The 23,065-nt window shown below is 72.9% G+C and carries 20 protein-coding genes and 1 tRNA gene; 4 read left to right on the top strand and 17 right to left on the bottom strand.

What is annotated here, in order from left to right:
* Nucleotides 1-12: 12 nt before the first annotated feature.
* The 3 genes from Q6348_RS10080 to Q6348_RS10070 form a co-directional block, all read right to left on the bottom strand.
* Entirely contained in the window at nucleotides 13-771 is a 759-nt protein-coding gene (locus tag Q6348_RS10080) for an MBL fold metallo-hydrolase (RefSeq protein ID WP_304601161.1), read from the bottom strand.
* Nucleotides 768-2,897, bottom strand: a complete 2,130-nt coding sequence (locus tag Q6348_RS10075) for a phage holin family protein (protein WP_304601160.1) — start codon at nucleotides 2,895-2,897, stop codon at nucleotides 768-770. Before Q6348_RS10075 ends, Q6348_RS10080 begins: the two co-directional genes overlap by 4 nt.
* A 95-nt stretch (nucleotides 2,898-2,992) precedes the next feature.
* Nucleotides 2,993-3,640 carry an alpha/beta fold hydrolase gene (locus Q6348_RS10070; protein ID WP_304601955.1) on the bottom strand — a complete coding sequence of 216 codons (648 nt, stop codon included), beginning with the start codon at nucleotides 3,638-3,640 and terminating at the stop codon, nucleotides 2,993-2,995.
* A 268-nt stretch (nucleotides 3,641-3,908) separates the two neighbouring features.
* On the opposite strand from Q6348_RS10070, the gene Q6348_RS10065 reads away from it, so the two are divergent.
* The gene (locus Q6348_RS10065) at nucleotides 3,909-4,598 is read left to right on the top strand and encodes a dienelactone hydrolase family protein (protein ID WP_304601159.1); all 690 of its coding nucleotides are present in this window, start codon (nucleotides 3,909-3,911) and stop codon (nucleotides 4,596-4,598) included.
* A gap of 41 nt (nucleotides 4,599-4,639) precedes the next feature.
* On the opposite strand, the gene Q6348_RS10060 is transcribed toward Q6348_RS10065, so the two are convergent.
* The 6 genes from Q6348_RS10060 to Q6348_RS10035 all read right to left on the bottom strand — a co-directional run bounded on the left by Q6348_RS10060 (nucleotide 4,640) and on the right by Q6348_RS10035 (nucleotide 8,571).
* Nucleotides 4,640-5,143, bottom strand: coding sequence for an FBP domain-containing protein (locus Q6348_RS10060; RefSeq protein WP_304601158.1), 504 nt, complete (start codon nucleotides 5,141-5,143; stop codon nucleotides 4,640-4,642).
* 583 nt (nucleotides 5,144-5,726) lie between these two features.
* A complete protein-coding gene (locus Q6348_RS10055) occupies nucleotides 5,727-6,560 on the bottom strand; it encodes an undecaprenyl-diphosphate phosphatase (protein ID WP_304601157.1) in 834 nt (277 codons plus the stop codon).
* An 83-nt stretch (nucleotides 6,561-6,643) separates the two neighbouring features.
* On the bottom strand, nucleotides 6,644-7,291 hold the full coding sequence (locus Q6348_RS10050) for a cation efflux transmembrane domain-containing protein (RefSeq protein WP_304601156.1): 648 nt from the start codon (nucleotides 7,289-7,291) through the stop codon (nucleotides 6,644-6,646).
* Between the two features lie 58 nt (nucleotides 7,292-7,349).
* Nucleotides 7,350-7,676, bottom strand: coding sequence for a hypothetical protein (locus tag Q6348_RS10045; RefSeq protein WP_304601155.1), 327 nt, complete (start codon nucleotides 7,674-7,676; stop codon nucleotides 7,350-7,352).
* Nucleotides 7,677-7,838: 162 nt separating this feature from the next.
* Entirely contained in the window at nucleotides 7,839-8,303 is a 465-nt protein-coding gene (locus Q6348_RS10040) for a cupin domain-containing protein (protein WP_304601154.1), read from the bottom strand.
* Nucleotides 8,304-8,487: 184 nt separating this feature from the next.
* Nucleotides 8,488-8,571 (bottom strand) — tRNA-Leu (locus Q6348_RS10035).
* 140 nt (nucleotides 8,572-8,711) lie between these two features.
* Between Q6348_RS10035 and Q6348_RS10030 the strand changes: the two genes are divergently transcribed.
* Nucleotides 8,712-9,953, top strand: coding sequence for an AI-2E family transporter (locus Q6348_RS10030; protein ID WP_304601153.1), 1,242 nt, complete (start codon nucleotides 8,712-8,714; stop codon nucleotides 9,951-9,953).
* Between the two features lie 42 nt (nucleotides 9,954-9,995).
* Here the strand turns inward: Q6348_RS10030 and Q6348_RS10025 are convergent, their stop codons facing one another.
* From Q6348_RS10025 to imuA', 3 genes are read right to left on the bottom strand one after another with little or no spacing between them, the layout of a single operon-like run.
* Entirely contained in the window at nucleotides 9,996-13,499 is a 3,504-nt protein-coding gene (locus Q6348_RS10025; RefSeq protein WP_304601152.1) for an error-prone DNA polymerase, read from the bottom strand.
* Entirely contained in the window at nucleotides 13,492-15,114 is a 1,623-nt protein-coding gene (locus tag Q6348_RS10020) for a DNA polymerase Y family protein (protein WP_304601151.1), read from the bottom strand. Before Q6348_RS10020 ends, Q6348_RS10025 begins: the two co-directional genes overlap by 8 nt.
* Nucleotides 15,111-15,878, bottom strand: a complete 768-nt coding sequence (gene imuA', locus Q6348_RS10015; protein WP_304601150.1) for a DnaE2-dependent mutagenesis accessory factor ImuA' — start codon at nucleotides 15,876-15,878, stop codon at nucleotides 15,111-15,113. The genes Q6348_RS10020 and imuA' overlap by 4 nt, the downstream gene beginning before the upstream one ends.
* A 193-nt stretch (nucleotides 15,879-16,071) precedes the next feature.
* Here imuA' and Q6348_RS10010 point away from each other — a divergent pair, with 193 nt between their 5' ends.
* Together Q6348_RS10010 and Q6348_RS10005 are read left to right on the top strand one after the other, a co-directional pair.
* Entirely contained in the window at nucleotides 16,072-16,602 is a 531-nt protein-coding gene (locus Q6348_RS10010) for a YbhB/YbcL family Raf kinase inhibitor-like protein (RefSeq protein ID WP_304601149.1), read from the top strand.
* Nucleotides 16,603-16,659: 57 nt separating this feature from the next.
* On the top strand, nucleotides 16,660-17,199 hold the full coding sequence (locus Q6348_RS10005; protein ID WP_304601148.1) for a YbaK/EbsC family protein: 540 nt from the start codon (nucleotides 16,660-16,662) through the stop codon (nucleotides 17,197-17,199).
* Nucleotides 17,200-17,212: 13 nt separating this feature from the next.
* Here the strand turns inward: Q6348_RS10005 and Q6348_RS10000 are convergent, their stop codons facing one another.
* Genes Q6348_RS10000 through Q6348_RS09980 form a run of 5 tightly spaced genes read right to left on the bottom strand, consistent with a single transcriptional unit; the run spans nucleotide 17,213 to nucleotide 23,017 of the window.
* A complete protein-coding gene (locus Q6348_RS10000; RefSeq protein WP_304601147.1) occupies nucleotides 17,213-17,659 on the bottom strand; it encodes a GNAT family N-acetyltransferase in 447 nt (148 codons plus the stop codon).
* Nucleotides 17,660-17,705: 46 nt separating this feature from the next.
* The gene (locus tag Q6348_RS09995; RefSeq protein WP_304601146.1) at nucleotides 17,706-18,542 is read right to left on the bottom strand and encodes a TrmH family RNA methyltransferase; all 837 of its coding nucleotides are present in this window, start codon (nucleotides 18,540-18,542) and stop codon (nucleotides 17,706-17,708) included.
* A 31-nt stretch (nucleotides 18,543-18,573) separates the two neighbouring features.
* A complete protein-coding gene (locus Q6348_RS09990; protein ID WP_304601145.1) occupies nucleotides 18,574-20,562 on the bottom strand; it encodes an ABC transporter ATP-binding protein in 1,989 nt (662 codons plus the stop codon).
* Nucleotides 20,559-22,289 (bottom strand): ABC transporter ATP-binding protein, encoded by a 1,731-nt coding sequence (locus Q6348_RS09985; protein ID WP_304601144.1) that lies wholly within the window; start codon nucleotides 22,287-22,289, stop codon nucleotides 20,559-20,561. The genes Q6348_RS09990 and Q6348_RS09985 overlap by 4 nt, the downstream gene beginning before the upstream one ends.
* Nucleotides 22,283-23,017: a TetR/AcrR family transcriptional regulator gene (locus Q6348_RS09980; RefSeq protein ID WP_304601143.1), complete on the bottom strand. Its 735-nt coding sequence runs from the start codon at nucleotides 23,015-23,017 to the stop codon at nucleotides 22,283-22,285. Before Q6348_RS09980 ends, Q6348_RS09985 begins: the two co-directional genes overlap by 7 nt.
* Between the last annotated feature and the right edge of the window lie 48 nt (nucleotides 23,018-23,065).

Raw genomic sequence — 23,065 nt, 5'->3', positions numbered from 1 at the left:
ACGGCGGCCCGATCAGATCCGCAGCGTCTCGCCCGGGTTCAGGGCGTGCACCGTGGTCGTCGGCGCCACGGTGCGCACCGCGGCCACGAACCGGTCCCCCGGGGTGCGCAGGTGGTGCCGCATCGCGCGCCGCATCCCGGCCGGGTGAAGGCTCCCCCAGTGCACGGCCACGGCGTGCTCGGCCCGAGCCCGCGCCACGGCCTCAGCCGCCTGGTGGGGGTCCAGGTGGCCTGGTCCCAGGTTCGGCCCCCACCCCCACACCGGGACCACGGCGAGGTCGATGTGGTTCCGCGACGCGATCGCGGGCAGTTCGCGCATGCCCTCGAACAGGGCCGTGTCGCCGGCCAGCCAGCTCGTCGTCCGGGGCCCCTCGAGCAGGTGCCCGGTCGCGATGGCCTCCGGCCCCCACGGTTCGCGACGCCCGCTGTGCACGGCGGGCACGGCGGTCACCCGAACGCCGGGACCGATGCGGGCGGAGTCGCCGGGGGCGAGCTCGCGCACCCCCTGGATCCCGCGCCCGCGCAGCCAGGAACCAGACCCCGGCGGCACGAGCACGAGGGGGGCGCCCAGGCCACGCAGGCTCGGCAGGTCGCAGTGGTCGTGGTGCAGGTGGGAGATGAGGACGGCGTCGGGACGTTGCCACGCGCGGTCGGGCGGTGGACTGACGTGCCGCAGCAACCCGGCGCGGCTGCGCAGCACGGGGTCTGCGACCACTGCCACCCCGTCCGCCTCGAGCAGCACCGAGGAGTGACCCCACCACGTCAGTCTCACCCGGCGCCCTCCACGTCGTCCCTGGCGCGGGCGGGGCCCCGCCGCGGGGACTGCCCCGCTGCCCCGGACTCCCCCGGCTCGGCCCGGATCCCCGCGCGCCGCGTCCAGGCCACGAGCTGCCGGAACACGACGTCCGCGCCGCGCAGCACGGCCTCGTCACCACCCGACCCGTCGAGCAGGTCGGGGTCGATCTGCCACACCGACGGGTGCAGCAGGACGGCGTGGTTCTGGTCGCCGCCCAGGCCGCCGTGCGACCCCACGAGCTCCTCGAACGCGTAGACCTCCCCCGCCTGCTCGTCATAGGCGGAGTGCACGAGGACGTCGGGCGACTCGGGCATGCTGCACACACGCAGCAGGTCCGCGGCGGCCCATGGTCCGAACGCCACCAGGGGGTCGGCACCTCGCACCTCGCCGTCGCGCAGCACGTGCACGCCGTGCGGTCCGACGGCGAGCGGCCCTCGAGCACTGTCGACGACGAGAAAGCCAACCTCGGGGCGCTCGAGGAGCCCGGGCACCAGCGCGGGGAACCGCTCGGCCAGGGCCTCCACAGGGACCCTGCCGGGCATCGCCGGGAACCAGACGAGTCCCACGTTGCCCGACGCCGCGACCACGGCGCCGTCGCCGGGCGCGGCGTCCCGCGCCGCCCGGTGGCCGTCGCCCCGGCGGTTCCTGCCCAGCCGCTCCGGGTGGCGCGCACCGGCCGCCCAGCGCGTGCTCGAGCCCCCGGGGACGTCCGTGAGGAAGGTCGCCAGCGGGCCCCACACCTCCTCCTCGCCGGTCGCGCTGACGAGCTGACCACCATCCACGCCGATGAGCTCGGCGACCAGGTCCTCCAGCGAGCGGCCCGCGAGCTGGGCGAACGTCGGTCCTTGGCTCTGCCCGTGGTCGGAGAGCACGACGAACTGGTACTCGCGCGGACACCGCTCGGCGAACCGCTCGAGCGTGCCGATCGCCGCGTCGACGCCGGCCAGCGCGTCGAGAGCCTCTCGCCGCGCCACGCCACTGTGGTGCGCGATCTCGTCGTAGTCCACCAGGTCCACGAACACCACGGGGGCCCCTCGGGCCATCTGCTCGGCCACCAGTGCCACGTTGAGGTCGCGCAGCAGCACGTTGGTCACGGCGCGGAGCAGCACGTAGGCGCCACGTCGGGGGACCCGGGGCCATACCCGGCGACTCCGCTGACGACGCGACTGGCCGACCTCCTTGAGGATCTCGCCGACCGTCAGCATGAGGGCCCTGGCGAGCACGAACGGGCGCGCGAAGAAGCGCAGGTACGCCCCACCCGGACCGAGACCACCCCCACCTCCGGCCTTGCTCATCACCATGAGGGACGTGTCGGCGTCGCCGCTGAACATCGTCGACACGGCGGCGCCGCCACCCGCGAGCAGGCCGCGGCCGTCCGAGAGCCGCTTCTCGACCAGGGCCGCGTCGGTGGGGTGGTTGGTCACCACGAGCCGGCCGGCGGCCTTGTCGTACCAGCGGAACGCGGGGATCCCGTCGTTCGTCCCGTGCAACAGCCCCGCCTGGGCGGCCGGCGTCGTCGAGGGCACGCGGGACCACCACCGCTCGGCGCGATGGCTGCCGCGTCGCAACCACCCTGCCAGGGTCGGGGCGTCGCCCGACGCGATCGCATGCCGCAGGGTCGGGTAGCCCAGGCCGTCGATCTGCACCACGACCAGGCCGGGGCGTCGCCCCTCGGACGGTCCACCGGCCGGCCGGGCGCGACGCAGCAGGTCAGCGACCAGGTAGTCCCGGTCGTCCGCCCCCAGCAGCCATCGGACGACGACGAGCACGAGCGCGACCACGCCGAGCGTCGCCGCACTCGCGGCCCAGCTCGAGACGTCCACACCCGGGACGAGGATCAGCGACACGTGCACGCCAACGAGCTGACCGAGGACGCCGAGCACCATCGCGCCCGGGACACCCAGGCGCATCGCGGCTGGTCGCAGGATCGGGCGCAGCGCCGTGTCCAGCGCACCGACGAGGAGCGCGACCGCCAGCGTCGACCACCAGTGCTCCACGTGCAGCCCGGCCACCACCCTGGAGGCCAGCAGCAACCCGGCTGCCGTCGCGCACGCCCCGAGGACCGCGTCGCGCACGTCTCGCGCCAGAAGGGTCCGCCGCACGGTCGTCCTCCCCGGGGGCTCGGCACCACGGTATCCCCGCGCTGCGGCGCGGGACGTGCCGAGCGGCCGGGTGGTGCATCACCCGACCGGTGCGCTCAACCGGCCAGCGAGCGGACCTCAGCCGGGGTGAGCTCGGCCAGGGCGTCGAGGAGGATGCGCGTGTAGGCCGTCGGTGCGTGGCTGTTCACGTCGTGCCCGGCGCGGTCGACCACGTGGAGGCGGGCCAGCGGATGCGCAGCCACCATCCGGCGCTCACCCCACCGCAGCGGGTCGCGGCGACCGTTGACGAGCCACACGGGCACCAGGAGCCGTCGTAGGTCCGCCAGCGCAGAGTAGCCGTGCATCGCGTGCAGCATGTCCGCGACCACGTGCCAGGTGCCACCGGGGCGGAACGTGTCGGCGATCCGGGTGCTCCAGCGGCGGTAGAGCCGCAGCGGCTTCCCCGCGATCTCCGTGGAGCAGCCGGAGAGCACGACGCCCGCAAGCTTCTCCTGGTAGAGCGCCGCGTAGGCCAGGGACGTGTAGCCGCCCAGGGACAACCCGACGAGCAGCGGCGGCACCGGCTGGGCTTCCACGGCGGCGTCGATCGCCTGCAGGGCGCCCTCGAGGGTGAAGCGCTCGGCGACACGGCTGCCGTGGCCGGGCAGGTCGATCGCGTGCGTTCCGTGGCCTGCCGCCGCGAGGGCCTCGACCTGGGGGTCCCAGATCGCTGCCGAGGTCCGGGTCCCGTGGACGAAGACGATGGGGATGATGGTCGTGCCTCTCTGGGGTCGAACGCTGCGCCTTCCCCCGATCGGCCCAACGCGCGGCGAGGATGAGCCATTCCCGCCGCCTTCTTGCTGGGCGGACGATCATGGCGCCCGTGCAGGCGCCCTTAGGAGAACACGAAACGGGCCGCGGCGCGACCCGGGCGCACGGGATGCGCCGCCGGACGAACGCCGGCGCGGAGGCACTCGGTCCCCTTGGCGTGGTCCGATGGAGATCCCACGCCACGACCGAGATACTCACCGCATGAGCGAGCGTGTGACCATCCCCCTGACTGACGGCCGGATGCCCGCAGACCTGTGGCTCCCGGAGGGCGCCGAAGGGCCCGGCGTGGTGCTGGTCCAGGAGATCTTCGGGGTCAGTCCCTACATCCGGCAGCGTGCTGCGGACCTCGCCGACCTCGGGTACGTGGTCCTCGTGCCCCATCTCTTCTGGCGGCTCGGGGTGACCTCGGTGCCCAATGGACCGGAGATGCTCGGCCAGGGCATGGACCTGGCGTCCCGTTTCGACTGGGAGACGGGGGTCACGGACACCGTTGCCGCGCTACGCGCGCTGCGGGAGCGCCCGTCGGTGATCGGTCGGGCCGGGCTGCTGGGGTTCTGCTTCGGCGGCGGGATGGCGTTCAACGTCGCAGCGGTCGACGCGCCGGACGCGCTGGTCGCCTACTACGGCTCGGCCCTGCCGGACCTCCTGCACCTCGCTCCGCAGCTGACCGCGCCGGCGCTCTTCCACTTCGGTACCGCCGACGGCTACCTCGACCCGGAGAAGGTGGCACGGATCACGGAGGCCGTGGAGGCGAACGGCGCGAGGGTGGAGCTGCACGAGGGCGCCGACCACGCCTTCGACAACCCCGACTTCGTCAACTATCACGCCGAGGCGTCGGCGGCGGCATGGCAGCAGACGACAGCGTTCCTGCGCGAGCACCTCGCGCGCTGAGGACGGGCGACGGCACGAGCCGTCGCCCGTCCTCGCGGCACTCAGCAGGTGCGCCGGACCTCGCCTGCGAACCGGGCAGCGCGTTCACGCAGGCCCGCGATCCTGCGCCGCACGATGAGCTCGCGGTCAGCCTGCGAACCCGTCCCCGCCTCCGCCCGGGACGGCACACGCCGCACGTTGCGGGAGCACAGGAACTGCGTGCAGATCAGCGTGCCGATGCTGTCGCCGCGGCGCCCGGGGGCACCACCGCGGCGAGCGACGTACAGCGACACGTCATCGGTGGCGACCACGTCCTCGCACCATGCGCACAGGGCCTTGCGGGGCGAACGTGCCGCGTCGCTCGACCGCAGCAGGATTCCCACGGGCTCCCCGGCGACGGGGATCACGGCGTAGGCGAGCAGCGGCGCCTTGCGGTCGCGCCAGCCGAGGTAGTCGAGGTCGTCCCATCGACAGGCGGACAGGTCGGGCAGGGTCGCCTTCGCCGCTTCACGGCGGGAGGCGTTGACGAACGAGGTGCGGAGCTGGGTCTCGGTCAGTGGGTCCATGGTCTGCTTCCGGTCGGGTGAGGTCGCCGACGGCTACCCCGGGGGGGCAGGCGCACCGCCACTCGGGGCCGGCGCGGCGGCCGGCGATGGGCAGAGACTCGCGCTGTGCGGTCCGGCAGCACGACGTCGTCGGGGGCCACGAGAAGGCCCAGATCCGTGTGCTGCCGCGGCAGCGCGGCCGTCACAGAGCGGTGCGGGCGTCAGCGCGGGTCGCGGAGACGAGCGGGGTCACCCGAGCAGGCCATGACGGCCACCTCGCAGACCGCGGCCGCCCCAGGCATCCGCATGCTCCTCACGTCGATCTCCGGATCGCCCGCGCGACCTCGGTCCCGCGGGGCTGCCCACGGTACCGGCACCTGGCCCGTAGCCCGCCAGATCCGCCGGTGCGTCCGCCCACGAGCACGTCCAACGGCACGAGGACGCCTGCTCGCTCCTCACCGGGAGCGCTCAGCCGGACCCCAGGGACCTGCCTCGTCCGACGAACGCGCGGGGTTCCCCGACTCGAGCTCCCACGACGGCTCGGCGCCGCTACGCGCCGGCACCGACACGCCACTGCGGCGGCCGGTTGGCTGCACCGCGCCGTTCAGGCCGCGGCGATGACCCCGGCCGCCAGGAGCCCGGCCACCACGGCGGCGAGCGCCACGCGGTACCAGACGAACACCACGATCGAGTGGTGTGCGACCAGGCGCAGCAGCCAGGCGATCGACACCCACGCCACGACGAGGCTCACGAGCATCGCCAGCATCGTCGGCCCCCACCCGACCGAGGCGCTGATGGCGCTCGCCTGGGTCGCTGCCTCGTACCCACCGGCGGCGACCAGGGCGGGGATGGACAGGTAGAACGAGATGCGCGTGGCCGCGACCCGGTCGATGTCCAGGAACAGACCGGCGCTGATCGTGGCACCGGAGCGTGACACGCCGGGGATCAGCGCGAGGCACTGCACCAGGCCGATCACCACGGCGTCGCGGATCGTCACCTGTTCCAGGGGGCGGATCCGCCGCCCGACCCGCTCGGCGAGCACCATCGGGATGGACCACAGGACCAGGGCGGCGACGACCACCCACAGGTTGCGCAGACCGCCGGAGATGACGTCCCTGGCCAGGAAGCCGACGATCCCCACCGGGATCGAGCCGATGATGACGAACCACGCGAGCCGGTAGTCCACGCCGCGCTGCTCCCGGTTGCCCAGACCCACCGCCCAGGCACGGACGAGGGCGACGATGTCCCGCGCGAAGTAACCGACCACCGCGATGATCGCGCCGACCTGGATGATCGCCGTGAAGGCGGTCACGCCCGCGTCGTCGACCTTCATCCCCAACAGCTCTTCGACGATCGTCAGGTGCCCCGTGCTGGACACCGGGAGGAACTCCGTCACTCCCTCGACGATGCCCAGCAGCAGGGCCTGAAGCATGTCCATCGGGTCACCTCTCGAGCGGTGCGGGCTGCGCGCGCCGCGAGACTAGCGGCGGGACACCGTACCGCGCCCCCGCACGGGCGGGGTCAGTCGATGACCTCGCCGGCGAGCGCCTTGGCGGCGAGCCTCTCCTCCTCGCTGACCTCCCAGACCTCCCAGGCGGCGCGGAAGGCCAGCAGGATGATGAAGCAGCCCAGCACGAGGTCCGGCCAGCCGGACCCGGTCCACAGGGTCACGAATCCCATCGCGATGATCGCGAGGTTCACCAGGACGTCGTTGCGGGCCGAGAGGAAGGCAGCGCGGCTGAGCGACCCACCGTGCTGACGCACCGATGTGAGCAGCCACGCACACGTGCCGTTCACGGCGATCGCCCCGAGGGAGGCGAGCACGAGCGGTACCACCCGCGGTGCGGTCGGGTCCCCGAAGCGCTGGATGGCCTCGACCCCGGCCACCACCGCGGGACCGAGGATGATCACCGCCATCGCCTTGCCCATCCAGGCGCGGCGCGCGAGCGACCAGCTGAGGGCCATCGCGATCAGCAGGTTGACCGAGGTGTCCTCGAGGAAGTCGACGCTGTCGGCCAGCAGGGCGACCGAGCCCGCGACCAGCGCGACGGCGAACTCCACGACGAAGTAGCCGGCGTTCAGGCCGGCGACGGTCAGCACGACCCGGCGCAGGTGCTCGACCTGGGTCCGGGTGGCGGGTCGTTCCTCGGGCGCGTCGGCGGGGTCCACGCCCGGAACCCTAACCTCCCGGGACGCCCCGTCGTCGCGCGCCGACGGCCCCGCCTCGTCACGGACCGCCGGAGGAGGCCGGGTGCAGCGTCGCCGTCCCGTGCCGGATCACGATCCGCTGGTCGGGGCACACCGGCCCGCGGAGCACCACCTCGTCCCCGGACGCGAACCTGACCGTGACGTCACCGGGGGTGCAGCCGTAGTCGAGGAGGGTCACACCGCCGGCCGCCGGGACGTCCACCTGCTCGTCACCCGTGTCGACGTGCACGCCGCTCTCGCCGCTGACGTTGTCGATCTCCAGGTCCCCTTGGCTCGCGCAGGCCGCAGGCAGGGACGCGGCCGCAGCGATCAGCAGACCTGCCGCGCCGTGCGCTCGCCTGTTCATCGTCGCCCCCGTGGTCGACCGGGACCGACGCTACCCGGCCGAACGCCGAGAGCCATGACCCTCACAGGTCCGCCGCAGACCCCTTGCGCGACGCGCACGACCGAGAGCCCGGACGGCAGAGCGACCGCCGTCGTCGAGCCGGTGCCGCCAGGGCGGCTCAGCTCACGCGTGCCGATCAGCGACAGGCTGCGGTTGCACGGACCACGACGCAGGCTCGTCGTCCGTGTCGTCGTCAGCCATCGCCTTGGTCTCCTGCACCTTGCCCGGCTTGTGGTGCTGCGGCGCATAGACGGTGTAGACCTGCAGCGGTTCGTCGCCGACGTTGGTGATGTTGTGCCAGCTCCCCGCCGGCACGACGACGCACCAACCGTCCGTGACCTCTCGGTCGAAGGTCAGCTCATCCTCGGCGGGCCCCATCTGCACCCGACCACGGCCACCGTCGAGCCGGATGAACTGGTCTGTCTCCGGGTGCGCCTCCAGGCCGATGTCGCCACCGACCGGGATCGACATGAGGGTGACCTGCAGGTACCGACCACTCCAGGCAACGGTGCGGTAGCTCCGGTTCGCGCGTGTCTCGGACTCCAGGTCGAACGCCTGGGGGTGTGGACCGACGTCTTCGATGGTCATGCTTCGACCGTAGCCCCGCGCGGCCGAGCGAGCACGTGCCGTGCGACCTCGGGCTGCTCAGGCACGAGGCGGTGACGCGCCGGTGCACGCTCCGCCCGCACGCCGGCGGACTGAGCATCGAGCACGACGGGCCGCGACCCGCATCTCTGCTGGTCACGGCCCGTCGGCTCGCTGTCTCAACGAGTGTCCGGAGGGGGACTTGAACCCCCACGCCCTATACGGGCACTAGCACCTCAAGCTAGCGCGTCTGCCATTCCGCCACCCGGACGAGGTGGACCCGGCTCCCCCACGAGGGGCGCCGAGCGCGGCAGCCAAGATAGCACGGAGTGGTTGCCCCTCATGACGCGGCACCCTGCGGCAGACTGGCAGCCACGCAGGGCCGTCACCCCTGCGCCGAGGAGGTCGGCAGTGAGCGATCGCGACGAGTCCGGCGCCACTGAGCGCCCGCGCACCGCGGGCGCTCAGCTGCCCGGGGGAAGCCGCGTGGTCGGACGAGTGGCGGGGTCGCGCCGACACAACGAGCCCGTGGAGATCGCGCCGCTCTGGCTGCGCGCCGCAGCCGCGTGGTCCTGGCGGCTGATCGTGGTCGTCGCCGCCGTGTCGCTGGTGTTCTTCGCGACCACGAAGGTCCTGCTGCTGTTCATCGCAGTGTTCCTGTCGCTGGTCTTCACCTCGGTGCTGCGTCCCGTGGTCAACGCGCTGAACCGGTTCATACCACGCGGGCTGGCGACGGCGGCGTCGATCATCCTCGCTTTCGCCGTGATCGCCGGGATGTTCACCTACATCGGGTTCTCCGTCGCCGGGCAGTGGGACAAGCTCGTCCGCCAGTTCAGCCAGGGCATCACCACGATCCTGACCTTCCTGGAGAACTCCCGGCTGCACCTGAAGATCACCAATGCCAGCGTGCAGAGCTGGCTGGACCAGGCCCAGCAGTGGGTGCAGAACAACTCCAGCGCAGTCGCCAGCACCGCCCTGAGCAGCGCAGGCTCGGTTGCCGAGGTGTTCACGACCCTGGCGCTCGCGACGTTCTTCACGGCGTTCTTCCTGACCCGCGGCGCGGAGATGTGGGCGTGGTTCCTCAACCAGCTCCCTGAGCGGTTCCGGCCGTCGTGGTACATCGGCGGCGGGGTCGCCTGGTACACCTTCTCCGGCTACACCCGCGGCACGTTCATCGTGGCCGCCTCGGACGCGGTCCTGGCGGCCATCGGGCTGCTCATCCTCGGGGTCCCGCTCGCGGCTCCCCTTGCGGTGCTGGTGTTCATCGGGGCGTTCATCCCGCTGATCGGTGCGCCGCTGGCGATGGTCATCGCGATGATCGTGGCCCTGGCCGCGAACGGTCTGGTCAACGCACTGCTCGTTGGTGTCGTGATCGCCCTGATCGGGCAGTTCGAGGGCCATGTGCTGCAGCCCTTGGTGATGGGCAAGCAGGTGTCGTTGCACCCGGTGGTCGTCGCGCTGTCCGTCACCGCAGGGACGCTGGTCGCGGGAATCCTCGGGGCGGTCGTCGCGGTCCCCCTGGTCGCGGTCGCGTGGACGGTGTTCTCCCGGCTGCGCACCGTCGACCCGCCGACCGACATGGCAGCGCTCGAGGAGCTGGTCGGCCCCACGGAGCATCCGGCGGGCGAGGAGCGGGACGGCGAGCAGGCCTGAGCCAGCGCCCGGCGGGCGGGACGTCGGCTCCGTGGAGAGGGCTCAGTGGAAGTCGCGGGACCGGGAGGGCACCCGCAGCGACAGTGGCGACATGTGCTCGGCCACCACGTTGGTCGCCCCGTCGGCGCGCTCCAGGACACCGCGGACGACGAGCGCGGCTGACGTCCGGGCCGTGGTGCGGAACCGCTGCCACACGCCGGCGCTGCAGATGACGTTGAGCAGCCCGGTCTCGTCCTCCAGGGACAGGAACGTGACCCCACCGGCGGTGCCCGGCCGCTGGCGGTGCGTGACCACGCCGGCTACCGCGACCCGCCGGCCCGGTTCGTGCCGGTGGGCGTCGGCGACCCGGAGCACCCCGGCGGCGTCCAGACCCTCGCGGACGTACTGCGTCGGGTAGGAGTCCACCGAGACCCCGGTGGCCCACACGTCGGCCATTGCCGTCTCGACCTCGTCCATGCCGGGAAGCGTGGGCGCGTCGACCCCGACCGACACGCCAGGCAGGGTGTCCGGTCCCTCCTGGGCGAGCGCCCCCGCGGCCCACAGACCCTCGCGCCGGTCCACCCCGAAGCAGCCCAGCGCCCCCGCCGTGGCCAAGGCCTCGAGCTGGGCCGTGGTCAGCCGCACCCGCCGCACCAGGTCCCGCAGGTGCGCGAACGGTCCGTGCTCGGTGCGCTCGGTCACGAGCGTCGTCGCGACCTGCTCCCCCACCCCTCGCACACCGGCCAGGCCCATCCGGACCGCGAGCGCGCGGTCCACCGCGAGCGCTACCTGCCCGGGGCGGACCTCGGCCCCCGGTGGCAGGTCCGGCGGCGCCGACCACCGCCCGTCGTCGCCGCCGGGCTGCACCCGCTCCAGACCGGCCAGCACGTCGGAGGCCTGCACGTCGGGTCGCAGCACCGTCACCCCGTGCCGGCGCGCGTCGGCGACCAGCGACTGCGGCGAGTAGAAGCCCATCGGCTGCGCGGCTAGCAGTCCCGCGTAGAACGCCGCGGGGTGGTGCATCTTCAGCCACGCGCTGGCGTAGACGAGGTAGGCGAACGAGTATGCGTGCGACTCGGGGAACCCGAAGTCGGCGAACGCCTTGAGCTTGTCGTAGATCTCCTCGCGGACGTCCGGTGGGACGCCGCGCTCGGCCATGCCGCTCATCAGCCGGGCCCGCAACGCCTCCATGCGTTCCATGGACCGCTTGGACCCCATCGCCCGACGCAGCTGGTCCGCCTCCGAGCCGGTGAAGCCCGCCACGTCGATCGCCATCTGCATGAGCTGCTCCTGGAACAGGGGCACGCCCTTGGTCTTCGCCAGCGACCTCTCCAGGAGCGGGTGGGCGTAGGTGACCGGTTGCCGGCCCCGGACCCTGTCGATGTAGGGGTGCACCGAACCGCCCTGGATCGGACCGGGACGGATCAGAGCGACCTCGATGACGATGTCGTAGAACTCCCGCGGCCGGAGCCGGGGCAGGGTCGCCATCTGGGCGCGGGACTCCACCTGGAACACGCCGACGGTGTCCGCGGCACACAGCAGGTCGTAGACCGCCGGGACCTCCTGAGGCAGGGTGTGCAGACTGAGCTGGACCCCCTCGTGCCGGGCGATCAGCTCGAATGCGATGCGCAGCGCGGACAGCATGCCCAGGCCCAGCAGGTCGAACTTCACCAGGCCGGCGTCCGCGCAGTCCTCCTTGTCCCACTGCAGCACCGTGCGGCCGGGCATGCGCGCCCACTCGACCGGGCAGACCTCGATGACCGGACGGTCGCACATCACCATGCCACCGGAGTGGATGCCCAGGTGGCGGGGCAGTCGCAGGAACCGTTCGGCCAGGTCGACGACGTCGGCGGGGATGAACCCCTCCTCGGTGGCCGCTGGCGGTCGGTGCGTCGGGACCACGTCGTGCCCGTCGGCGGTGGCGGTGCCAGGCACCTCGTCCCGGGACCCGCGACGCCCCAGCGTCGGCGTCCAGGTCGACTCGCTGCGCCCGACCGGCCGTCCCACGGCCTGGTCAGCGTCCGGGCCGGAGCCCAGGCCGATCGCGGCAGGCGCGACCGGTCCGGACCGGTGCATGGTCCACCACGAGCTCGCCGGCTCGGGCCCCTTGAGCGACCCCCACCGCTCGACGGACTTGCTCCAGGCGTCCTGCTGGCCCACGTCGTAGCCGAGTGCCCGGGCGGCGTCGCGGACCGCGGACCGCGGCCGGTAGGAGATCACGTTGGCCACCTGTGCGGCGTGCCGACGCCCGAAGCGCTCGTAGACGTACTGGATGACCTCCTCACGCCGGCCGGACTCGATGTCGACGTCGATGTCCGGGGGGCCGTCCCGCTCCGGGGCCAGGAACCGTTCGAAGAGCAGGCCGTGCCGGACGGCGTCCACGGCCGTGACGCCCAGCGCGTAGCAGACCGCCGAGTTCGCCGCCGACCCACGTCCCTGGCACAGGATCCCGCGCCGCCGGCAGAAGTCGGTCAGGTCCCGCACGATGAGGAAGTACCCCGGGAAGCCGAGCAGCTCGATGATGTCGAGCTCGTGGGCGAGCTGGGCCCAGGCTCCCGGGACCCGCTCGGCCTCGGGCGGCCCGTAGCGTTCCTCACCTCCACGACGCACCAGCTCGCGCAACCAGCTCGCCTCGTCGTGCCCGGGCGGCACCGGGTACGGCGGCAGGCTCGGGGCGACCAGGGACAGGTCGAACGCGCACTCGTCGGCCAGGGCGGCCGCAGTGGCCACCGCCTGCGGGTGCCGACGGTGGCGGTCCAGCATCTCCTGCGCGGACCGCAGGTGCCGGCCGGTGCCACCGGGCAGCCAACCGTCGACCTCCTCCAGGCTGGACCGGGCCCGCACGGCCGCGAGCGCGGCGGCCAGGTCCGCCTCCACGGGACTCGCGTGGTGGGCGCCGGTGGTCGCCACGAGGGGCAGGCGTGCCCTCGACGCGAGGTCAGCCAGGGCGTCGTTGCGCTCCGGGTCACGCGGGTCGGCGGTGTCGGTGATCTCCACAGCCACGTTCTCTGCCCCGAACAGCGCGACCAGCCGGTCCAGCTCGACGCGGCCCGCGTCGAGATCCAGCCCGGCCCGCCGGGACCGGCGCCTGCTGCCGGTCCCCTCCAGCGCCTGGCGGACCGCCCCCTTGCGGCAGCCGGTCAGGACGAGCCACTGGCCCTCCGCCGCGGCCGCCAGCTCCTCGAGCCGGTAGCGCGCCATGCCCTTGGTGCCGGTGGCCAGGTGCCCCTCGGCGATCGCCGAGGACAGCGCGCGGTAGCCGTCCGGCCCGCGGGCCAGCACCAGCAGATGGGTCGCGAGGGGGTCGGGAGTACCGGTGGGCTCGTCCAGCACGCCCTCGGCGGTGGCCAGGTGCAGCTCCGCCCCGAACACGGTGGGCAGGCCCACGTCCCGCGCGGCCTGCGCGAACCGCACCACGCCGTACAGCCCGTCGTGGTCGGTCAGAGCCATGGCGCTCAGCCCGAGCCGGGCTGCCTCGGTCGCGAGATCCTCCGGTTGGCTGGCGCCGTCGAGGAAGCTGAATGCGGAGTGTGCGTGCAGCTCCGCGTAGCGCGGGACCTCAGTCATAGTGCGCCTCGAGCGTCCACACCCCGTCGCGCAGTGCGAGCAGCACCGCACGACCGTCGTCCACCGTGACCTGCAGGTACACGGCGTGATGCCCCGTGCCGGACCACCAGCGCTGCACCACGGGCCACGGTCCGGCCCAGCCCGTCACCGAGCTCTGCGAGGTGCCGTCCGGCCACCAGATCACGGCCGGATCGGCGCTCATCCGGAGCCGGGGGTCCACCTCGACGCGGCGTCCGTCGGTGCCGCACAGCTGGATCGCCACCGGCTCGACCGGCACGGTGGCGGGCGCCGGGGATGGGAGCCGGCCGGGCCACGGGGCGTCGACGCGACGCTCCGCGGGCCGGTCCTCGCCCCACGGCACCAGGTGCACCTGGTCGCGTACCTCACGACCGCCCTGGACCCGGGCGGACAGCACCGCCTCGGTCCCCAGCAGCCCCTGGACGCGGTGCACGGCGCGCTGGGCCCGCAGGTCCGCACCGGCGGACTGCCCCCACAGCCGGCCCTGCTCCGAGCCGACCGCGACCACCTCCTCGGCGCGTAGTGCGAGGCGGGTCAGCGGTCCCGGCGCCGGGTCCTGCGCGCCGCTGCGCCGCGTGCGCTGCGCCGTCAGCCAGCCGTCGAGCTGCCAGCGCACCCGGTCCGTCAGCCGAGGTACCGACAGGCCGCCGAGCGCCGTGTCGGTGCGCCAGGTGCGCACCAGCTCGGCTCCTTCGGTGGTGGCGGCGGCGATCTGCACCCTGCCGCACCCCACCCCGGCGGTCACCATCGCGGCGTGCAGCTCCTCGGCCAGCCGGCGGGCGACGAACGCGGTCTGCTCGAGCCGCTCCACCGGTGGGTCGAGCTCGGTGGACACCGCCATGTCCCGCTCGGGCCGACGCAGCGCGGTCGGGCGGTCGTCCTGACCGGAGGCGACCCGGTGCGCCCACTCGCCCCACGGGCCGAACCTGGCAAGTACGTCCGCCCTGGGCAGCAGGGCGAGGTCACCGAGCGTGCGCACCCCGAGGCGGACCAGGAGGTCCACCAGGTCCGCCACCTCCGCTGCGGTCGTCACGTACCGGAGCTCGGCCACCGACCGGCCGGCGAGGAACTGCGCCGTCGCCCCGGCAGCCACCATCGCGTGCGCCCTGGCGGCCAGCACCGCCGCGCCCACACCGTCGGCAAGGCCCACGCTGGCCTCGTGCCCCGCGGTGGCGACCGCATCCACCAGCCGCTCGGCCAGTGTCCGCTCCGAGCCGTGGTAGCGGCCCGCGCCGGCGGCAGGCAGCAGCAGCAGCCCCGGACGCACCACCTCCAGACCGGCGACCACGGTCTCCGCGGCGAGGACGACCTGCTCGAACTCCCGGACGTCCCGGCCCGGGTCAGCCGGGAGCAGCACCAGCTCGGGGCAGCACTGCTGGGCGGCCCGACGCCGCATTCCCCGACGTACCCCGGACCGGCGCGCCGGGGCCGAGGCCGCGAGCACCTGTCGTCCGTCGTGCACCGCCGCCGGCAGGTGGGCAGGTACCTGCTCGGTGGCCATCGCCGCCAGCACCGGCCAGTCGGGCACCCACAGCGCTGCCGTGCGGCGCGGCCGGTGGGCGGGTTGCGCGACGGACTCGGCCAGAGTCGTGGTCATCCTGCCCGCCTCCCCAGCAGCGACGTGCCACGGCCCTCGCCGACCCGGGCGACGGCTGCGCGGTGGGTGGCCCCGCCGGCACCGACCGGCAGCGTGATCTCGGTACGCCGACGCAGACCGGCAGCCCCTCGCCCGTCGCTGCTGACCGTGAGCACACGCTCCCGCAGCAGCCCCTCGCCGCGCCCGACGCCCGACCAGCGGGAGCTCTCGACGGTGAGCACCACGGAGGCGCCGGGCCACGGCCGGGTGGTCACCAGCACGGTGGACCGCTCGCGGGCCCGTGCGCTGAGCCGGCGGCGGTCGGCGTCGGTGAGGGCGACGTCCCCGGCGACCACGGCGTCGACGCCGTCCGCCAGCGCCGCCAGCACCCGCGGTCCGTCCGGACCTGCGTCGGGCACCAGGACCAGCCGCTCCAACGACAACCCGGTCTGGTGCGCGGCGAGCAGGCCGACCGACGGCAGGCCGACGACCGCGACCCAGGCCCCCTCGGCCGAGGCCTGCGCCAGCATCGCGAGCAGCAGCGAGGTAGAGCCCGCCACGGTCACCGTGGCGCCGCGCTCCAGCCCGCGAGGCAGCAACCCGTCCAGTGCGGGGTCCACGGGCAGCGAACGGACCTCGCGCTGCTGCACCACGGTCCCGCTGCCCCACGGCTGGCGCCGGGTACCGGTACGCTCCTCCGCCCGGGCGAGCACCGCCTGGGCGACCGCGGCGCGACCCGCCACGGCACGGCCGCCGGGGTGCGCCGAGCCCGTCACCGCACCCATCGCTGCCTCCATGCCGCCGCACCCGCACCGCTCGCGCTCCGATGTCGCCGTCGACGACAGATCGCAGCCCCTCGAACACCTGTTCGAGTATCTCATGCCCGACGGACACGGATGTCAACCGGCAGGCCACGGCGCCCTCTCCCCCGTGCGCCCGACCCGCACCGCCGCCAGAATGTGGCCGAGGAGGTACACCGTGGATCTCACGCGACCGATCGCACCCGAGCCCTACTCCCAGCTGCCGGCTGTGCCCACCTTCGAGGTGACCAGCGCGGACGTCTCCGACGGCGCCCCGATGGACGCGCCGTTCACCGCCGAGGGGGGCAGCACCTCCCCCCAGCTCTCCTGGACCGGCTTCCCCGAGGGCACCCGCAGCTTCGTGGTGAGCTGCTTCGACCCGGACGCCCCCACCCCGGCGGGCTTCTGGCACTGGACGGCCGTCGACCTGCCCGCCCACGTGACGTCCCTGGACAGCGGGGCCGGAGCCGCGGACGCCAGCGGGCTGCCCGACGGCGCGTTCCAGGTGCGCAACGACGCGGGCCTGGTCGGGTACATGGGGGCCGCCCCGCCGGCCGGCGACCACGTGCACCGGTACGTGTTCGCGGTACACGCCCTGGACGTCGAGCACCTGGGTGTCGACGCGGACGCGACGCCCACGGCGGTGGCGTTCAACGCGCTGTTCCACACGCTCGCGCGCGCCACGATCGCACCCACGTACCAGCACTGACGCGGCGGCCCGCACGCCGACGCGAACCGCCGCGGCCCCACCCGCCAGGATGGCGCCATGGAACTCGTCACCACGCCGGCCCTGGACCGTCCCGACCTGCTCGCCGCGCCGACCCTCGCCGCGGTGCGCGACCTCGCCGCCCGCGACCCGCTCACCGCAACCCGGGTCCGCGTCGCGGAGATCGACCCGGACCTGGCCGACACGGCGGCTCTGACCGAGGCCTACGGGCTGGACCTGCACGCGTCGGCCAACTGCGTCCTCGTCGTGGGTCGGCGTGCCGGAGAGGAACGCCTGGCCGCGTGTGTCGTCAGGGCCACGACCCGCGCCGAGGTCAACACCGTCGTGCGCCGGCTCCTGGACGTCCGCAAGGCGACCTTCCTGCCCACCGAGCGCGCGGTCGAGCTCTCCGGCATGGAGTACGGCGGGATCACCCCGGTCGGCCTGCCCGCGGGCTGGCGCGTCCTGGCCGACGCGGACGTGCTCGCCGACGACGCCCCGGTGATCGTCGGCAGCGGCGTGCGACGGTCCAAGATCCTGCTCCCCGGACGCGACCTCAGGGCATTCGGCGTCGAGGCCGTCGAGGGCCTGGGCGCCTGATCGACCCGCGCGGTCAGGCGTCCGCCGGAAGGGCCTTGCCGAACCAGTGCGTCGCGTTCGGGTTGTCGTTGTACGCCGCGATCTCCCGGTACCCGCTGGACCGGTAGAGCCCCTGCGCCGGCCCCAGCGACGCATGGGTGTCCAGCACCACCTCGCGGGCTCCCAGGTGCGCCGCGTGCTCCTCGAGCGCGGCGAGGAGGAGCCTGCCCCATCCCCGACCGCGGACCCGCTCCCGCAGGTACAGGTGCTTGACCTCCGCGCGCCCAGGAGTGAGCAGCCTCACGCCACCGCACCCAGCGGGGCCCCCTTCGTCCCGGACCAGCAGGAAAGCCCCGCCCGGAGGCGCGAATGCGGCGGCGTCGGGCTGGGTGGGCCGGTAGCGGGTCGTCGCGTCGGGCCAGCCGCGAGCCCGGAACGCGAAGTACTCCGCGACCAGCTCGGCCGCCGCCGGATCGGTCACGGGCACCACGCTCAGCGACGGAACAGGGGAAGGCACGGAGGGCACGCTAGCGCGTGGCCCAGAAGGCCACGGCCGACGCCGCCGCGACGTTGAGCGAGTCCACTGCCCCGGACATCGGGATCCGCACCACCAGGTCCGCCGCGGCGACGGTCGCGGGCTTGAGCCCGTCCCCCTCCGCACCCAGCACCAGCGCGAGGCGCGGCGGCAGGTCCGCGGCGAGGTCGTCCAGGCTCGTCGCATCGTCGGACAGCGCCAGCGCGGCGACCACGAAACCCAGTGAGCGGAGCAGGCCGACGCCGCCGGGCCACGGGTCGATGCGGGTCCACGGCACCTGGAAGACCGTGCCCATGCTCACCCGCACCGCCCGCCGGTACAGCGGGTCCGCGCACCGCGGCGTGACCAGGACGGCGTCGACGCCCAGTGCCGCGGCAGACCGCATGATCGCGCCGACGTTGGTGTGGTCCACGATGTCCTCGAGCACCGCGACCCGACGCACCGGCGTCCCGCCGGGCCCGGCCCGCAGCAGGTCCGCGACGCGGGGCAGCTCGGGGCGCTGCATGGCGGCGAGCGCGCCGCGGTGCACGTGGAAGCCGGTGATCGCCTCGAGCACCTCGGTCTCCGCGACGTACACCGGCACCTCGGCCCGGTCCGGCGGGTCGGCGAGCATCGCCTCGACGTCGGGCAGCCAGCGGGGCGAGCACAGCACCGACCGCGGCCGGTGCCCGGCCGCCAGGGCGCGGCCCAGAACGGTCGAGGACTCCGCCATGTAGAGCCCGCGTTCGGGCTCCAGCCGGCGGCGCAGCGCGACGTCGGTGAGGGAGGTGTAGTCGATCAGCCTGTCGTCGGCCGGGTCGTCGATCGGGATCACGGGCACGACGAGCATTCTGCCGTCGCGGCCCGGCCCCGCCGCGACGTCACTCGACCGGCGCGGCGGCCTCCTCGAACTGCGAGCGGTACAACCGGGCATAGGCGCCGTCGGCCGCCAGCAGCGCCTCGTGGTTGCCCTGCTCGACGATCTGCCCGTGCTCCATCACCAGGATGACGTCGGCGTCACGGATGGTGGACAGCCGGTGGGCGATGACGAACGAGGTCCGCCCCGCCCGCAGCGCGTTCATCGCCTCCTGGACGAGCACCTCGGTGCGGGTGTCCACGGAGCTGGTCGCCTCGTCGAGGATAAGGATCGCGGGGTCGGCCAGGAAGGCCCGCGCGATCGTGATGAGCTGCTTCTGACCGGCAGAGACGTTCGAGCCCTCCTCGTCGATGACGGTGTCGTACCCGTCGGGCAGGTGGTGCACGAACCGGTCGACGTAGGCGGTCTCGGCCGCTGCCACGACCTCCTCCTGGGTCGCCTCGACCTTGCCGTAGGCGATGTTGTCGGCGATGGTGCCGCCGAACAGCCAGGTGTCCTGCAGCACCATGCCGATGCGCGAGCGCAGGTCCTCCCGGTCCATGGTGCGGGTGTCCACACCGTCGAGCGTGATCCGGCCGGAGTCGACGTCGTAGAACCGCATGATGAGGTTGACCAGGGTGGTCTTGCCGGCCCCGGTCGGTCCGACGATCGCCACGGTCTGCCCGGGCTCGGCGACGATCGACAGGTGCTCGATGAGTGGGGCGTCCTCGACGTACCGGAAGGACACGTCCTCGAACGCGACCCGCCCGCGCACCGCGGGGACGCCGGCCGGGTCGGCCGGCTCGGGACTCTGCTCGGCCTCGTCCAGCAGCTCGAAGACCCGCTCGGCCGAGGCGACACCGGACTGCAGCAGGTTCATCATCGCGGCGACCTGGGTGATCGGCTGGGTGAACTGGCGCGAGTACTGGATGAACGCCTGCACGTCCCCGATCGTGATCGCACCCGAGGCGACGCGCAGGCCGCCGACCACTGCGATCGCCACGTAGTTGAGGTTCGAGATGAACATCATCGACGGCTGGATCAGCCCGGAGATGAACTGGGCCTTGAACGACGCCTGGTAGAGCGACTCGTTCTCGACCGCGAACGTCTCCTGCGCCGCCTGCTGCCGACCGAAGACCTTGACGAGCGCGTGGCCGGTGTACATCTCCTCGACGTGCGCGTTGAGCGTCCCGGTGGACCGCCACTGCTCGACGAACTGCGGCTGGGACCGCTTGGCGATCTGCATCGTCACGAAGGCCGACAGCGGGATGGTGACCACCGCGATCAGTGCGAGGATCCAGGAGATCCAGAACATCATCGCCAGCACGCCGACCAGCGTCAGGACGGCTTGGACGAGCTGGCTCAGCGACTGCTGCATGGTCTGGGCGAGGTTGTCGATGTCGTTGGTGACGCGCGAGAGCACCTCGCCCTTGGACTGCTTGTCGAAGTAGGACAACGGCAGGTCGCCCAGCTTCTTCTCGACCCGCCGGCGCAGCCGGTACACCGTGCGCTGGACCAGCCCGGTGGTCAGCCAGCCCTGCACGTACCCGAACAGCGAGGCCCCGGCATACAGGGCGAGGACGCCCAGCAGGACCATCGCCAGCGCGTGGAAGTCGATGCCCTGGCCGACGGTGACATGCATGGTCGAGATCAGGTCGGCGACCTTGCCCTGACCGTGGTCGCGAAGGGTCTGCTCCACCTGGGCCTGCGACATGCCCACGGGCATGCCCTGCTGGACCAGCATGGTGCCGACCACGCCCTCGACGATGAGGTTCGTCGCGTGCCCGAGGATGCGTGGGCCGACGACGTTGAGGGCGACGCTCGTGGCGGTGAGGACCAGGACTGCGACGATCACCAGGCGCTCCGGGCGGAGCTCGCCGAGCAGGCGTCGCAACGACGGACCGAAGTTCATCGCCTTGGCGGCGGGCTGCCCGAGCCCGCCCATCGGGCCGTGGCCCAGGGGGCCGCGGCGCGGACCGCCGGATGCCGCCGGGGCGGGACGCTGCGCGCTCATGCCGCCTCGCTCTCGGTGACCTGGGACAGCACGATCTCGCGATAGGTCTCGTTGTCCGCCATCAGCTCGTCGTGCGTGCCGGTGCCGACCACGCGCCCGTCCTCGAGGACGATGATGCGTTCGGCGTGCCGGATGGTGCTCACGCGCTGCGCGACGACGAGCACCGTCGACTCGCGCGTCTCGGGCACCAGGGCGCGCCGCAGCGCGGCGTCGGTCGCATAGTCCAGTGCGGAGAACGAGTCGTCGAAGAGATAGATCTCGGGCTTGCGGACGAGCGCCCTGGCGATCGCCAGTCGCTGGCGCTGCCCCCCTGAGACGTTGGTGCCGCCCTGGGCGATCGAGGCCTCGAGGCCGCCCATCTCCCGCACGAAACGCGCCGCCTGGGCGATCTCGAGGGCGTGCCACAGGTCCTCGTCGCTCGCCTCGGCGTCGCCGTAGCGGAGGTTGCTCGCCACCGTGCCGCTGAACAGGAAAGGCTTCTGCGGCACCAGGCCGATCCGGGTCCACAGGGTGTCCGGGGCCAGGTCGCGCACGTCGACCCCGTCCACCAGCACCTGCCCCCCGGTGACGTCGAAGAGCCGTGGGACCAGGTTCAGGAGCGTCGTCTTGCCGGCGCCCGTGGATCCGATGATGGCGGTCGTCCGGCCGGGCTCGGCGACCAGCGAGATGTCGTGCAGCACGTCCTCGTCCGCGCCTGGGTAGCCGAAGCTCACGCCGCGCAGCTCGAGGTGGCCACGACCGTTGAGCTCGGTGATCGGACGCAGCGGAGGCAGCACGGTCGGTTCGGTGTCGAGCACGGCGCTGATGCGCTCCGCGCTGACCTCGGCGCGCGGCACGATCATGAACATCATGGTGGACATCAGCACGGCCATGAGGATCTGCATGATGTAGGACAGGAACGCGGTCAGCGCACCCACCTGCATGCCGCCCGTCTCGATCCGGTGGCCTCCGAACCACAGCACTCCGACGCTGGTGAGGTTCATCACCAGCAGGACCGCCGGGAACATCAGCGCCATCAGCCGGCCGACGGCGATGCCCACACTGCGCAGGTCGGTGTTGGCGATGTCGAACCGCTCGCGCTCGTGGGTGTCACGGACGAACGCGCGGATCACCCGGATACCGGTGATCTGCTCACGCATGATCCGGTTGATCGCGTCGATCTTGAGCTGCAGGGAGCGGAACAGCGGACGCATCCGGCTGATCACGAAGGCCACGAACACCAGCAGCACCGGGACCGCGACGAGCAGCAGCCCGGACAGCTGGACGTCCTCACGTAGCGCCATGATGACGCCGCCGATGGCCATCACGGGGGCTGCGACCAGCAGGGTCAGGGCGAGCAGCACGACCATCTGGACCTGCTGCACGTCATTGGTGGTCCGGGTGATCAGCGACGGGGCGCCGAACCGGCCCAGCTCCTGGGAGGAGAAGGTCTGCACCGCGCTGAAGATGTGGTCGCGCAGGTCACGGCCCAGGGACATGGCGACCTTGGCACCGAAGTAGACCGCCACCATCGTGGCCACCACCTGGCCGAGCGTGACCGCCAGCATGACGCCGCCGATCCGGACGATGTAGCCCGTGTCCCCGGTGAGCACGCCCTTGTCGATGATGTCGGCGTTGAGGCTGGGCAGGAACAGGTTGGCGATCGCCTGGGCGAGCTGGAGGACCAGCACTAGGGCCAGCGGTCGGGCGTACGGGCGCAGGTGACTGCGCAGCAGACGCATCAGCATGGGTTCTCCGGGGAGGTGTCGGGGCGGGCGCGCATGCCGTCGAGGAAGACCTCCACGATCTCGCGCGTGCTGAGCTGGTCGGCGGGTCCGAGCGGGTCGTGGAAGGACGACGTGACGATCGAGAACAGGATGCGGGCGCACACGGCAGGGTCGCGACGCAATTCCTGCCGGTGACCGCCGAGCACGTCGGCCACGGCGGCGACGATCGTCTGCGGCGCGCGGCCGGCCTTGCTGCGCAGCTGGTGCGCGGCGTGCACCAGGCTGCCGGGCCGCTCGAGGTCGGCACGGACCGCCGGGTCCTCGTGGTCGAACGGCGAGTGCGGCATGCCGTCGGCGGACTGCTCGCCCGCGGACCGGCGCAGCTCGTGCGCGACGCTCATCACGCCGCGAATCCCCTCGCTGCGACTGCGCACGACGTCCACGACGTCGTACAGCACGGCATCGAGGGCCCGTCGGGCGTCGACGCCGCGGATCGCCGCGACGACGGGGAGCGGGTCCAGAGCGTGCGCGATGGCCGCTACGACGAGCGCACGCTTGTCGTCGAACACCCGGAACAGGGTGCCTTCGGCCACGCCTGCGGCATCCGCGATCTGGCGGGTCGTGAGCGCCACACCGTGCTGGACGAGCAGGGGGACGGTGGCGTCGAGGATCGCGGCGCGCCGGTCCTCGGGGCTGAGCCGGGTTCGCGAGCCCGTCGACTCGGCGGGAGGCGACTCGGTCGAGGTCATGGGATGACGGTAGCACAACGGAGTGAGTGCTCACTCATTAGTGCGACG

The sequence above is a fragment of the Actinotalea lenta genome, assembly GCF_030586465.1.
GTDB classification, from domain to species: domain Bacteria; phylum Actinomycetota; class Actinomycetes; order Actinomycetales; family Cellulomonadaceae; genus Actinotalea; species Actinotalea lenta.
This window is presented reverse-complemented; position numbering and strand designations above follow the sequence as displayed.

Excerpts from the sequence above, each read along its gene's own strand:
- Q6348_RS10005 (WP_304601148.1), top strand. The coding sequence starts at position 16,660 with ATGGAACTCGTCACCACGCCGGCCCTGGACCGTCCCGACCTGCTCGCC.
- Q6348_RS10020 (WP_304601151.1), bottom strand. The coding sequence starts at position 15,114 with ATGACCACGACTCTGGCCGAGTCCGTCGCGCAACCCGCCCACCGGCCG.
- Q6348_RS09995 (WP_304601146.1), bottom strand. The coding sequence starts at position 18,542 with ATGCTCGTCGTGCCCGTGATCCCGATCGACGACCCGGCCGACGACAGG.
- Q6348_RS10060 (WP_304601158.1), bottom strand. The coding sequence starts at position 5,143 with ATGGACCCACTGACCGAGACCCAGCTCCGCACCTCGTTCGTCAACGCC.
- Q6348_RS09985 (WP_304601144.1), bottom strand. The coding sequence starts at position 22,289 with ATGCTGATGCGTCTGCTGCGCAGTCACCTGCGCCCGTACGCCCGACCG.
- imuA' (WP_304601150.1), bottom strand. The coding sequence starts at position 15,878 with ATGGGTGCGGTGACGGGCTCGGCGCACCCCGGCGGCCGTGCCGTGGCG.
- Q6348_RS10045 (WP_304601155.1), bottom strand. The coding sequence starts at position 7,676 with ATGAACAGGCGAGCGCACGGCGCGGCAGGTCTGCTGATCGCTGCGGCC.
- Q6348_RS10025 (WP_304601152.1), bottom strand. The coding sequence starts at position 13,499 with ATGACTGAGGTCCCGCGCTACGCGGAGCTGCACGCACACTCCGCATTC.
- Q6348_RS10040 (WP_304601154.1), bottom strand. The coding sequence starts at position 8,303 with ATGACCATCGAAGACGTCGGTCCACACCCCCAGGCGTTCGACCTGGAG.
- Q6348_RS10065 (WP_304601159.1), top strand. The coding sequence starts at position 3,909 with ATGAGCGAGCGTGTGACCATCCCCCTGACTGACGGCCGGATGCCCGCA.
- Q6348_RS09980 (WP_304601143.1), bottom strand. The coding sequence starts at position 23,017 with ATGACCTCGACCGAGTCGCCTCCCGCCGAGTCGACGGGCTCGCGAACC.
- Q6348_RS09990 (WP_304601145.1), bottom strand. The coding sequence starts at position 20,562 with ATGAGCGCGCAGCGTCCCGCCCCGGCGGCATCCGGCGGTCCGCGCCGC.
- Q6348_RS10055 (WP_304601157.1), bottom strand. The coding sequence starts at position 6,560 with ATGGACATGCTTCAGGCCCTGCTGCTGGGCATCGTCGAGGGAGTGACG.